Here is an 11,369-nt window from a genome sequence, read left to right as displayed (position 1 = left end):
ACTTGGTGGCTTGCGCTACTTGGTGGCGCGGGCCAGACCCAGGGCGTACTCCGGCCACCACTCGCCCGCGTGCGGTCCGCCCTTGCAGTCGCCGTCGGACTCCCCGGGGCGCTTGATCCACAGATAGGCGTCGACACGGTCGTCGCCGGTCTTCGTGGTCGGGGGCTCGCCGAGCGCGCGGCCGGGCGGGTTGCACCAGGTCTCGGCCGGGTCGCCGCCCTCGTAGGGGCCGTTGCCGTTGCGGCTGGTGTCGATGACGAAGGGCTTGTCGCCCACCTTCACCGACAGCCTCTTTCCGAACTCCGTACTGACGGCCGTCGTACGGAAGTTGGACACGTTGAGCGAGAAGCCGTCCGCCTTGGCGATGCCCGCCCGCCAGAGCGGCTCGTGCAGGGCCTCGGGCGACTGCCAGCCCGCGTTGCCCGCGTCCACGTAGACCTTGGTGGCGGGCTGCCGCTTCAGCCGCTCGATGGCACCCTTGAGCAGGTCGTAGCGCTCCTGGTGGTGTTCCTGGGGGGTGCAGCCGTCGACCAGGTGGAGCAGGGCGTCCGGCTCCAGGACCACGGTCGCCTGGCGGTTCCCGATGCCCTTGGCGACGCCGTCCACCCAGGCACGGTAGGCGTCGCCGTCGGCGGCGCCGCCCTTGGAGAACTGGCCGCAGTCGCGGTGGGGGATGTTGTAGAGGACCAGCAGCGCGTACCGGTCGGCCTTCGCGGCCGCCTCGGTGACGCGCCGCGCCTCGTCCTCCGGGGCGTCCGGGCCGATCCACTCCCCGACCGGTTGCTCGGCGATCCGCCGGATCAGGTCGGCCTTCTCCTGGTCGCCGTCCTCCTGGTAGGCGGCGACCTGACGAGCCGCGGTGCCGTCGGGGTTCACCCAGTACGGGTCTTTCGCCTTGGGCTGCTGGCCGACGGTCGGCGCGCTCCTGGTGTCGCCGCCGTCCCCGTCGCCGGAGCATCCCGCCAGCAGCAGGGCCGCTCCGAGCGCCGCCGCCGTACCGGTCGTCCGCAGGCCCGCCGCGCGCCCGCGCGTGCGGGACCGGCCGGTGTAACTGCCGTACATCCACTCCCCCTTGGGTGCACTGCCTGCACTGTTCTCGCTGGTGCACCGATGTGCTGCCGGTCCGATCCATCCTGGCACAGTCGGGGCGCCTCGGGTCAGCCGCGGCTTCCGTGACCCACGGCCTGTACGCGCTCCCCGGCGTCCTGCGCGTCCTGCGCGCCGGTGAGATAGGCGGAGACGACCACATTCGCCGTGTAGGAGCGGGTTGCGTGGTCGTACTTTCCGCCGCAGGTGATCAGCCGCAGCTCGGCCCTGCCGTCCTCGCGGGGTCCGTACGCCTTCTGCGCGTCGAAGCGTTCGCGGGTGACGAGCTGGACGTCGTCCACGGTGAACTCCGCGACGCTGCCGTCGGTCCGGGTGACCTCGATCCGGGCGCCCGGCTTCACCGCGCTGAGCCCGTAGAAGACCGCCGGCTTGGTGTCGGTGTCGACGTGGCCGACGAACAGGGCCGCGCCCTTCGCGCCGGGCTGGGTGCCGTCGCCGTACCAACCGGCGGTCTTCGGCATGCCGTACGGGGGCGGGTCGATGGCCCCGTCCCGGTCGAGGCCGCGGGTGATGACGGGGGCCGAGATCCCCACGGAGGGGACCTCGACGCTTTCGGGGGCCACCCCGTCGAGCGGGTCGTGGGCCGGGGGCAGTTCCGCCCCGAGGGGGCGGCCGACCGCGGCCACATCGCCGGTGGTGGGCCCCGACAGGCCGCCGAGCCCGCCGGCCTCCCGGCCCCAGATCCACAGGCCGAGCAGCAGCACGGCCCAGGTCACTCCGGTGAGCAGTCGCCCGTTGCCTGCCGGGCGGTTTGGGGCTCCCATGTCAGCTGCCGGCCGGGTCGCGGCGCCGGCGCGAGGTGCGCAGGGCGACGGCGACGGCCGCGACGGCGGCGAGCACCAGACCGATCACCGCGTGCCGGGTGCCGGGCCCCTCGGCCTCGGCCTCGGCGGACCGTTCGGCGAGGGTGGCGGCGCCTCCGCCGCCCGCCTTGACGGGTGCGGCGGGCGAGGGGCGCTTGTGGTGGACGACGGTGAGGGTGCCGGTCGCCTTCCCGCGGCCGTCCTTGCACGTCACCCAGACGTCGTAGGAGCGGGGTTCGGCGTCGTCCCGGATCCGGGCCTCGGCGAAGAGGCCCTGGTCGTCGGCGGGGCGGAAGCGGGCCTCCGAGGAGAAGGCGTCGGAGTTGCCGGTCGCCTCGCGGCCCTTGCCGCAGACGTCGACCCACAGATCCACCTTCCCGCCGGGGGCGATGGTGGACGGGGTGACCGAGACGGTGCCGGTGCGCCGGTCGTCGTCACCGGCCGGGGCGGCTGGGGATGCCAGAGCGGCGGGTGCGGGCACGGCTATGAGCGTGGCCGCCGCTGCGGCACAGAACGTGAGGGGCATGGAACGCATCGTGAACCTCCTACGGGAAGGTTCACGCCTGCGGCGGCGGCCCGCATCCGCAGTCCTCCATTCGAGCGATGCCCGAGCGACGCCCGGGGCGACCGTTCGGGCAACGCTTCGGACGACTGCGGATGCGTTCCGCGCAGATCAGCGGCTGTCCGACTAAGCGGACCTGTCGGCCTTGCCTGCCTTGTCTGCCTTGTCTGCCTTGTCTGCCTTGCGGGTCCCGTCCGCCTGCTTCCCCTGGTCCACCTGGTCGGGCAGGTCGATGAGGTCCACCAGGTCGGCGATGGACTCGACGACGTGCGAGGGGCCGTACGGGTAGCGGTCGATGTCGGCGACGGACGTCAGCCCGGTGAGGACCAGGAAGGTCTGCATGCCCGCTTCCAGGCCCGCGAGGACGTCGGTGTCCATCCGGTCGCCGATCATGGCGCTGGTCTCGGAGTGCGCGCCGATGGCGTTGAGACCGGTCCGCATCATCAGGGGGTTCGGCTTGCCCGCGAAGTACGGGTCCTTGCCGGTGGCCTTGGTGATGAGGGCGGCGACCGAACCGGTGGCGGGCAGCGGGCCCTCGGCGGACGGGCCGGTCTCGTCGGGGTTGGTGCAGATGAAGCGGGCGCCCGCGTTGATCAGCCGGATCGCCTTGGTGAGCGCCTCGAAGCTGTACGTCCGGGTCTCGCCGAGCACCACGTAGTCCGGGTCGTGGTCGGTGAGGACGTACCCGATGTCGTGCAGGGCGGTGGTGAGACCGGCCTCGCCGATGACGTACGCCGTGCCGCCGGGGCGCTGGTCGTCGAGGAACTGGGCGGTGGCGAGCGCGGAGGTCCAGATGTTCTCCACGGGCACGTCCAGGCCCATGCGCTTCAGCCGGGCGTGCAGGTCGCGCGCGGTGTAGATGGAGTTGTTGGTGAGGACGAGGAAGGGCAGCCCGGAATCCCGCAGCCGCTTGATGAAGGCATCGGCACCGGGGATGGGGGTGCCCTCATGGATGAGGACGCCGTCCATGTCGGTGAGCCAGGATGAGATGGGCTTGCGCTCTGCCATGTGTCGGGACTCCTGCCGTACGCACTGCGTGCTGGGGGTGCCCGGACCACGCCGTCCCGGCACCCCCAGCATAATTAGCTCGCGGTGACGGTGACCCCGTCGATCACCCAGTACCAGTTGTTGCTGCCGGTGTAGTGGAACCGGAAGCTCACGTTGGCGGCCCCGGACGGGACGTCCAGGGTGAGCGCCTGAGGCTGGGAGATCACGTCGGACGTGTAGCGCTTCACCTCGACGGGCGTGCCGCCGTTCCAGGAGGCGAGGACGCGGGCGCTCTGGCTGCCCTCCTGCCGGTAGTGGGTGGTGAGGCGGAGCGTGACGGTGGACGTGCCGCCGACCGCGTACGCCGGGGTGACGAGCGTGGAGTCGTACGGTCCTGAGGACGCCTTGTCGTCCCACTCGTCGGAGTCGGCGACCGCGAAGATCCCGCGCGAGCGGACGTTCAGCTCGCGGGACTGGTCGCGCTGGCTTCGGCTCCAGAACTCGTCGGTGGCGAAGGACCAGCCGCGCCACTCGGCCACGCCCCCGGTGCCCATCGCGGAGTTCACGACCGACCAGCCGCTGGGCGCGGTGTGGGTCCAGCCGAGGACGCCGGCCGGGACGCCGGTCTCGTCGGCGCGTGCGGCGAGGGCGGGGTACAGGGCCTCGAACGGGTCGGTGGAGCGCTGCTGGATCGGTTTGCCGTCCAGGCCCCAGGCGGGGTCGGGTGTGACGCCGAGCTGCTTGAAGACGGTGGCGGCGACGTCCACGAGGCGGGTGTCGGCGGGGCGGGCGCCGGCCGCGATGCCGGGGCCCTGGGCGAGGACGAAGGTGCGCCGCTCCTCGATCGCGCTGCCGCCGTGGCCGCCGGAGTCGGTGTGGCCGTGGTCGGTGGTGACGATGACGGTCCACCGCTCGGTGGCGTACGAGGGGCGGGCCCTGATCGCGGTCAGGAGGCGGCCGAGGTAGCCGTCCTGGACGTCGATCGCCGCGCGGTAGGCGGCGCTGGCGGCACCGGAGTTGTGGCCGGCGATGTCGGTCTGGCCGAAGTAGACGAAGAGGACGTCCGGGTTCTGGTTCCGGAGGATCGACTCGGTCTCGGCGGCGATGGTGGCGTCGTGGCCGGTGTAGCCGTCGGCGTCGCCGTCGAGGACGAGCTTGGCGTCGGCGCCCGGGGTGACCGTGCCCTGGGCGTCCAAAGGCTTCCAGTCGACGGCGGCGTAGGTGGAGAGCTGGGGGCGGACCTGGGCGAGGCGGGCGAGGAAGCCGGGGTACTTCCCGTAGTTCTTCCCGGCGAAGGAGTTGTCCTTGACGCCGTGCTTGTCGGGCCAGACGCCGGTCGAGATGGTCGACCAGCCGGGGCCGGAGGAGGTGGCGGCCATCGGGTTGGCGTACAGCAGCGAGGTGCCGTACGTCCCGTTCACCATCATCGACTTGAGGTGCGGGGCCTTGGCGGCGGCGATGACGTCGTGGCGCAGCCCGTCCATGCCGACGACGAGCACCTTGTCCTTGCTGGTGCCGTCGGGGAGGGTGGGCGCGGCGTGCGCGGGGGTGGCGGTGGCGAGGGGGCCGACGGCGGCGGCCGTGGCCGCGGCGGCGGTGGTGGCGAGCACGGAGCGGCGGGACAGGGACCGGGACCGGGACACGTGATCCTCCAGGGAGGGGGCGGGTCGGACGGGGCTGGGGCGTGAACTGCCTTCTGAACTGCCTTCTGGATCTGCTGGACCTGCTGGACCTGCTGGAGCTACTGGAGCTACTGGAGCTGCTGGAGCTGCTGGAGCTGCTGCAACTCCTGCTGCTGGAGCTGCTGGAGTTTCTTCCGGACCAGACCCGTTACCTTCGCGAGACAATCGGGCCGAGTCCAGACCTTCGCAGGAATCCGTGGCGGCGAGGTGGCCGGTCAGCTTCCGGTGGCCGACTTCCAGGCGTCGATGTACGTGTCCAGGTTGGCGCCGATGTCCGCCCAGTCGGGCTCGAAGATCTCCACGCCCTCCATCAGCCGGGCCAGTTCGACGGCGTTGGCGTCGGTGGCCTCGATGTCCTTGCGGGCGGCGAAGCCCCCGCCGACCGCGCTGACGTCGCGCTGGGCCTGCTCGGAGAGCATGAAGTCGAGCAGCTTCTTGCCGTTCTCGCTGTGCGGGCCCTTCGCGACGAGGCCCGCCGCGTACGGCAGGGCAAAGCTGGTGGGCTTCCCGTCGCCCTTGGCGGGGAACCAGATGCCGAGGTTGGGCATGTCCTTGGACTGGGCGAAGTTCATCTGGACGTCCCCGTTGGCGGCGAGGAGTTCCCCCTTGTCGACCTTGGGGGCGAGCTTTCCGGTGGAGGCGGACGGGCCGACATTGTTGGTCTGGAGCTTCTTCAGGTAGGCCATGGCCGGCTCCTGGCCGCCGAAGTCGTGCATCGCCTTGATGAGGACGGCGGTGCCGTCACCCGCGACGCCGGGGGTGGAGTACTGCACCTTCTCCTTGTACGACGGGTCGAGCAGGTCCTCCCAGGTCCTGGGCGGGCTCTTCAGCTCCTTCTTGTTGTGGATGAAGCCGAAGTAGTTGTTGACGACGGAGGTCCACTTCCCGTCGGCCGCCCGGTCGGCGCCGTCGACCTGGTCGACGCCCTTCGGCTGGTAGGCCGTGAGGAGGCCCTTGGCGTCGGCCTGCTGGATGAAGGGCGGCAGGGTGACGAGCACGTCGGCCTGGGTGTTGGACTTCTCGCGGACGGCGCGCTGCACCATCTCGCCGGAGCCGCCCTCCACGTACTTCACCTCGATGCCGGTCTTCTTCTCGAAGTCCTTGAAGACCTTGTCGTACCAGCCGTCGCCGTTCTCGCCCTTGAGGCCGTCGGCGCTGTAGACGGTGACGGACTTCTCGTCGGAGGCGGCGGAGGAGCCGCCGCAGGCGGTGAGGGTGACGGCGGCGAGGCCGGCCATGGGGAGGGCGAGGGCACGGGCACGGTTGTGGTTGCGGTTGCGCATGTGGAGTTTCTCCAGGGGAAGTACGGGGCGGGGATCAGCGGTAGGAGGCGCGGGTCCGGATGCGGGAGACGGCGGCCAGGACGAGGAGCGTCGTCGTCATCAGGACCACGGCGAGGGCGGCGCCGGTGAAGAGCGAGCCCCGGTCGGTGGCGGCGAAGATCTGCACCGGCAGCGGGGTCCAGTCCGGCGGGTAGAGCATCATCGTGGCGCTCAGCTCCCCCATGGACAGGGCGAAGCAGAGCCCGGCGGCCGAGGTGAGCGAGGGCAGCAGGAGGGGCAGCCGGATCCGCCACAGGACCCGGGCGGGGCTCGCCCCGAGGCCGGCGGCGGCCTGTTCGTACATCGGGTCCAGACGGCGCACGGCGGCGGAGACCGACTGGTACGCGAACGCGGTGACGAGGACGGTGTGAGCGAGGATCACGATCCAGCGCGTCCCGTTGAGCAGCACGGGCGGCTGGCTGTAGGCCACCAGCACCGCGAGGCCGACGACCACCGAGGGCACGGCGACCGGCAGGATGAACAGGGCGTCCAGGAGCCGCTTTCCGCGCTTGCGGAGAGAGGCGGCGGCGAGAGCGGCCCAGCCGCCGAGGGTGAGCGCCAGCACGCTCGCGGCCACGGCCGTGACCAGGCTGGTGGTGAGCGCCTGGAGGGAGTCGCCGCTCGTCGCGGCGGCGTAGCGCTCGACGGTGGGTCCGGAGGGGAAGGCGCCGGACCAGTTCGTGGCGAGGGACGCGGCGAGGATGACGAGCAGGGGCACCGCGAACAGCGGGACGAAGAGGAGGAGGAAGACGGCCCAGGTGGCCCACTTCCCGGCCCGGCTATGCACCAGCACGACGGCTCACCACCCGGTAGAGGCTGTAGAGGCCCACGGAGATCGCGATGTTGACGACGGCGACGACGCAGGCGGCCGGGTAGTCCGACTCCAGGATCGCCTTGCTGTAGACGAGCATCGGCAGCGTCGTGACGTCCTTCGCCCCGGTGAACAGGACGATCCCGAACTCGTTGAGGCACATCACCAGGACGAGGCTGCCGCCCGCCGCGAGGGCCGGGAGCGCCTCGGGCAGGATGACCTGCCGGATGATCCGGACGGGCCCGGCGCCGAGCGAGGAGGCGACCTCCAGCTGTCCGGTGTCGAGCTGGGAGAACGCGGCGAGCAGCGGGCGCATCACGAACGGCGTGAAGTAGGTGATCTCGGCGAGCAGGACGCCCCAGGGGGTGGTCAGGAAGTGGAAGGGCCCCTCGGTCGCCCCGGTGACGTCGGTCCAGAGCCCGTTGGCCATCCCGACGGATCCGTAGATGAACAGCAGGGCCAGGGTGATGAGGAAGGACGGGAAGGAGAGGAACACGTCGATGAACCGGGCGACCGCCTTCCCGCCGGGAAACGGGACGAACGCGATGATCAGCGCGAGGACGAACCCGAGGACGAGGCATCCCACGGTCGAGCCGACGGCGAGCCACACGGTGGTGGTGAGCGCGTCGCGGAAGACCTCGGAGGCGAAGACGTCGGCGTACGGGTCGAGCGAGACGCCGCCCTCGTCGGGGGTGACGGACTGCTGGACGACGAGGGCCAGCGGGTAGAGGAACGCGAGCGCGAGGACGGCGACGGGCGGCAGCGCCCAGACCCAGGCGGGGACGGAGCGGGACCGTGCGGGAGCGGGCTGCCCAGGCCCCGTCGTCGTCTGCTTCCGGTCGAGGACGGCGCTAGGCACCGGGCACCCCCGCCTTCTCCCGCGCCGGCGCGGAGCCCGCGGGGCCGGCCGCGTCCGCTGCTCCTGCCGCCGCTCCTGCCGCTGCTCCTCCTTCTCCCGCTGTTCCCGCCGCTCCCTCTGTTCCCGCCGGGAGCAGCACCGCGTCCTCGGCGGCGAAGTGCAGGGTGACCGGGTCGCCGAGGGCCGGGGGCTCGCGCAGTTCGCGGAGGTCGGCCATGAGGCGGTGGCCGTCGACGTCGGCGTGGACGCGGTGGGTGGAGCCGCGCCACTGGACCTCGGTGACGCTGCCGGTGAGCGCGTTGGGCCCGTCGCCGAGGCCGACCAGGTGCGGCCGGACGCAGAGGGTCGCGGTGGCCCCGGGGGCGGCGGTGTCGGTGGGGACGGCGAGCGCGTGGCCGCCGAACTCGACGGCTCCCGCGCCGGTGACCGTGACCGGGAGGAGGTTGGCGTTGCCGACGAACGAGGCGGTGAACTCGGTGCGCGGGCGGCGGTAGAGCTCCTGGGGGGTGCCGCAGTCCTGGAGCCGGGCCCGGTCCATGACGGCGATCCGGTCGGCGAGGGTGAGGGCCTCCACCTGGTCGTGGGTGACGTAAAGGATCGACACGTCCGGCAACTCGCGGTGCAGCCGGGCCAGTTCGGCGAGCATCCCGGAGCGCAGCCGGGCGTCGAGGGCGGAGAGCGGTTCGTCGAGGAGCAGGACGCCGGGGCGGATGGCGAGCGCCCGGGCGATGGCGACGCGCTGCTGCTGGCCGCCGGAGAGCTCGCGCGGGTGGCGCTCGGCGTACGCGGCCATGCCGACGAGTTCGAGGGCCTCGGTGACCCGGCCGGGGATCTCGGCCTTCGGGGTGCGGTGGGCCTTCAGCCCGAAGGCCACGTTGTCCTTGACCTTGAGGTGCGGGAAGAGGGCGTACTGCTGGACGACCATGCCGATGCCGCGCCGGTGCGGGGGCAGGGCGGTGACGTCCCGGCCGCCGAGGAACACCCGTCCGGAGGCGGGCCGGACGAACCCGGCGACGGCGCGCAGGGCGGTGGTCTTGCCCGAGCCGGACGGCCCGAGGAGGGCCATCACTTCGCCGGGTTCGACGGTGAGGTCGAGCCGGTCGAGGACGACGTTCCCGCCGTAGGCGACGGTGACGCCCTCGAAGCGGATGCCGCTGGGGGCGGCGGGGGCGGTCCGACCGGGGCCGCGCCCACCGGCGGCGGGGGCCGGGGCGCTCACGCCTCGGCCCGCGCGATGAGGTCGGGCAGCTCGGCGACGGACCCGAGCACGTGGGTTGCGCCGTGCCGGGTCAGCTGGTCCTTGTCGTGGGCGCCGGTGAGGACCCCGGCGACGATCCCGGCGCCGGAGCGTACGCCGCTGAGCATGTCGTACGAGGTGTCGCCGGCCACCACGGTCCGCCGGACGTCGTCCACGGCTCCGGTGCGCAGGAAGGCGGCCAGCACCATGTCCGGGTAGGGCCGGCCACGGCCGCCCGCGTCGGCGGGGCAGAGGGTGAGCGGGACGAGGTCCTGCCAGCCGAGGGCGGCGAGGATGGCGTCCTGGGTGGTGCGGGCGAACCCGGTGGTCAGGACGACGGTGCGGCCCTCGGACGCGAGCCGTTCGACGGCCTCGCGGGCGCCGGGGAGGGGGGCGATACGGCCGCCGTCGACGAGTTCCCCGTACGCCTCCTCGAAGGCGGCGTTGGCCTGCTGGGCCTTGGCCTCGGCGCGTTCGCCGTTCTTGCCGTCCTTGCCGTCCTCGCCGTCCTCGCCGGCGAAGAGGTGCCGGAAGACGGTGATCTTGGATTCACCCATGGTGGCGCGTACGTAGGCGAGTTGCCGGGCATGCTCGTCGGATCCGCGGCGCACACCGAGGCGTTGGGCGGCCACGGAGAAGGCCTGCTCGACGAGGCCGCCGTCGGCGACGGTGGTGCCGGCCATGTCGAGAACGACGAGGCGGTAGGGGTCGCGCGTGATGTCGGTCGGGGAAGTCATGTGGTTCACCAGCCCAGTTGGTCGGCGGTCGTTTCGGCGATGGCGGGCGAGCACGTCATGCCGCGCCCGCCGGGCCCGGTGACGAGCCAGACCCCGTCGGACACCTGCTGCCGGTGGACGACGCGCGAGGTGTCGGTGCACTGGGCGTAGACGCCCGCCCAGCGGTGGCGTACGCGCGGCAGCGGGCGCCCGAGGAAGGCCTCGACGACCCGGGTGAGGTGCTCGTAGGGCTCCTCGACGGTGTCGAAGGCGAAGGGGTGCTCGTACTCGTGGGTGTCGCCGATGGTCAGCCCGCCGTCGCGGCGCTGCACCATGAGGAGCTGCATGCGGTGCTCGGCGGCGACCGGGTCCTGGGCCTGTCCGGCGTTGAGGGCGTCGAGCGCCTCGCCCCGGTAGGCGGGGTAGTAACGGAAGCTGTCGGCGTCGGCGACGGAGGTGGTGAGCGGTTCGCCGAGCGGGTCGGTCTGCATCATCTGGAGGCGGACGCGGCGCACGGGCAGCTCGGGCCCGGCGAGTTCCCGGACCAGCCCGCCGAGCCAGGCGCCGGTCGCGAGGATCACGGCGTCACCGGTGTGGACGTCGCCGTGGTCGTCGCGCACGGAGGCGGTCCCGACGACGTTCCGCACCTCACGGCCGGAGAGGTAGGTGTACCGGCCGGAGGCCAGCAGGTGCTCCTTCAGGGCGAGTTGGGCGGTGCGTGGTTCGACCGCCGCGTCCCGCTCGCACCACAGGGCGGCGGTGAACATGCCGCGCAGGGCGGGGTTGAGCGCCCGGGCCTCGCCGGCGGTGAGCAGCTTGTAGCCGCGCGCCGCCGCGTCGGGCCGGGCGACGGCCGCCTCGGCGACGGCGACCTCGCGTGCGGTGCGCAGCGGGGTGAGGGAACCGCAGGCCCGGAAGCCGAGTCCGGGCACCCGCTCCCCGACGGCCTCCCACAGCTCGCGGGCGCGCAGGGCCGTCTCCAGCTCCTCGCCGCCGGCCCGGCCGCTGACCCATATCTGTCCGAAATTGCGGAGCGATGCCCCGCGCGCCTCGCTCTCGCGCTCGATCTGTACGACCTCGTGGCCGCGGCTGACTGCGTGCCAGGCGTGCATGGTTCCCACCACGCCGGCTCCTACGACGATGACTCTCACGACGGCCACGCTCCTCGGGACGGGTGTCCCGCACGCGTCCGTTCACCGACGGGACGGTGAACGACCCCGCAAGTTTGGACCAGACCCGTTATCTTCTCGTGACCTTGGGGAGGGTCGGGCCGTGGCCGGGCC

General features: G+C 72.3%; 11 protein-coding genes. All 11 read right to left on the bottom strand.

Annotated elements, in window-relative coordinates:
* Window positions 1–15 precede the first annotated feature (15 nt).
* Complete coding sequence (locus tag N7925_RS23510) at window positions 16–1,062, bottom strand: glycoside hydrolase family 6 protein (RefSeq protein ID WP_274345073.1); 1,047 nt, start codon at window positions 1,060–1,062, stop codon at window positions 16–18.
* A 95-nt stretch (window positions 1,063–1,157) separates the two neighbouring features.
* Window positions 1,158–1,871 carry a class F sortase gene (locus N7925_RS23505; protein ID WP_274345072.1) on the bottom strand — a complete coding sequence of 238 codons (714 nt, stop codon included), beginning with the start codon at window positions 1,869–1,871 and terminating at the stop codon, window positions 1,158–1,160.
* Between the two features lies 1 nt (window position 1,872).
* On the bottom strand, window positions 1,873–2,445 hold the full coding sequence (locus tag N7925_RS23500) for a hypothetical protein (RefSeq protein WP_274345071.1): 573 nt from the start codon (window positions 2,443–2,445) through the stop codon (window positions 1,873–1,875).
* Between the two features lie 153 nt (window positions 2,446–2,598).
* On the bottom strand, window positions 2,599–3,441 hold the full coding sequence (locus tag N7925_RS23495; RefSeq protein WP_443032354.1) for an HAD-IIA family hydrolase: 843 nt from the start codon (window positions 3,439–3,441) through the stop codon (window positions 2,599–2,601).
* A gap of 113 nt (window positions 3,442–3,554) precedes the next feature.
* Window positions 3,555–5,102, bottom strand: coding sequence for an alkaline phosphatase family protein (locus N7925_RS23490; RefSeq protein ID WP_265601427.1), 1,548 nt, complete (start codon window positions 5,100–5,102; stop codon window positions 3,555–3,557).
* Between the two features lie 254 nt (window positions 5,103–5,356).
* Complete coding sequence (locus N7925_RS23485) at window positions 5,357–6,424, bottom strand: 2-aminoethylphosphonate ABC transporter substrate-binding protein (RefSeq protein ID WP_265601426.1); 1,068 nt, start codon at window positions 6,422–6,424, stop codon at window positions 5,357–5,359.
* A 34-nt stretch (window positions 6,425–6,458) separates the two neighbouring features.
* On the bottom strand, window positions 6,459–7,256 hold the full coding sequence (locus N7925_RS23480) for an ABC transporter permease (protein WP_265601425.1): 798 nt from the start codon (window positions 7,254–7,256) through the stop codon (window positions 6,459–6,461).
* On the bottom strand, window positions 7,243–8,133 hold the full coding sequence (locus N7925_RS23475) for a 2-aminoethylphosphonate ABC transporter permease subunit (protein WP_416222926.1): 891 nt from the start codon (window positions 8,131–8,133) through the stop codon (window positions 7,243–7,245). Before N7925_RS23475 ends, N7925_RS23480 begins: the two co-directional genes overlap by 14 nt.
* The gene (locus N7925_RS23470) at window positions 8,126–9,352 is read right to left on the bottom strand and encodes an ABC transporter ATP-binding protein (RefSeq protein ID WP_265601424.1); all 1,227 of its coding nucleotides are present in this window, start codon (window positions 9,350–9,352) and stop codon (window positions 8,126–8,128) included. The genes N7925_RS23475 and N7925_RS23470 overlap by 8 nt, the downstream gene beginning before the upstream one ends.
* Window positions 9,349–10,107, bottom strand: coding sequence for a phosphonatase-like hydrolase (locus tag N7925_RS23465; RefSeq protein WP_274345069.1), 759 nt, complete (start codon window positions 10,105–10,107; stop codon window positions 9,349–9,351). The genes N7925_RS23470 and N7925_RS23465 overlap by 4 nt, the downstream gene beginning before the upstream one ends.
* A gap of 5 nt (window positions 10,108–10,112) precedes the next feature.
* Window positions 10,113–11,237 carry a TIGR03364 family FAD-dependent oxidoreductase gene (locus tag N7925_RS23460; RefSeq protein ID WP_265601422.1) on the bottom strand — a complete coding sequence of 375 codons (1,125 nt, stop codon included), beginning with the start codon at window positions 11,235–11,237 and terminating at the stop codon, window positions 10,113–10,115.
* Between the last annotated feature and the right edge of the window lie 132 nt (window positions 11,238–11,369).

The sequence above is a fragment of the Streptomyces sp. CA-278952 genome, assembly GCF_028747205.1.
GTDB lineage: Bacteria > Actinomycetota > Actinomycetes > Streptomycetales > Streptomycetaceae > Streptomyces.
The sequence above is the reverse complement of the archived record's forward strand: the minus strand, read 5'-3'. Positions and strand labels throughout refer to the sequence as shown.

Excerpts from the sequence above, each read along its gene's own strand:
- N7925_RS23510 (WP_274345073.1), bottom strand. The coding sequence starts at position 1,062 with ATGTACGGCAGTTACACCGGCCGGTCCCGCACGCGCGGGCGCGCGGCG.
- N7925_RS23505 (WP_274345072.1), bottom strand. The coding sequence starts at position 1,871 with ATGGGAGCCCCAAACCGCCCGGCAGGCAACGGGCGACTGCTCACCGGA.
- N7925_RS23500 (WP_274345071.1), bottom strand. The coding sequence starts at position 2,445 with ATGCGTTCCATGCCCCTCACGTTCTGTGCCGCAGCGGCGGCCACGCTC.
- N7925_RS23495 (WP_443032354.1), bottom strand. The coding sequence starts at position 3,441 with ATGGACGGCGTCCTCATCCATGAGGGCACCCCCATCCCCGGTGCCGAT.
- N7925_RS23485 (WP_265601426.1), bottom strand. The coding sequence starts at position 6,424 with ATGCGCAACCGCAACCACAACCGTGCCCGTGCCCTCGCCCTCCCCATG.
- N7925_RS23465 (WP_274345069.1), bottom strand. The coding sequence starts at position 10,107 with ATGACTTCCCCGACCGACATCACGCGCGACCCCTACCGCCTCGTCGTT.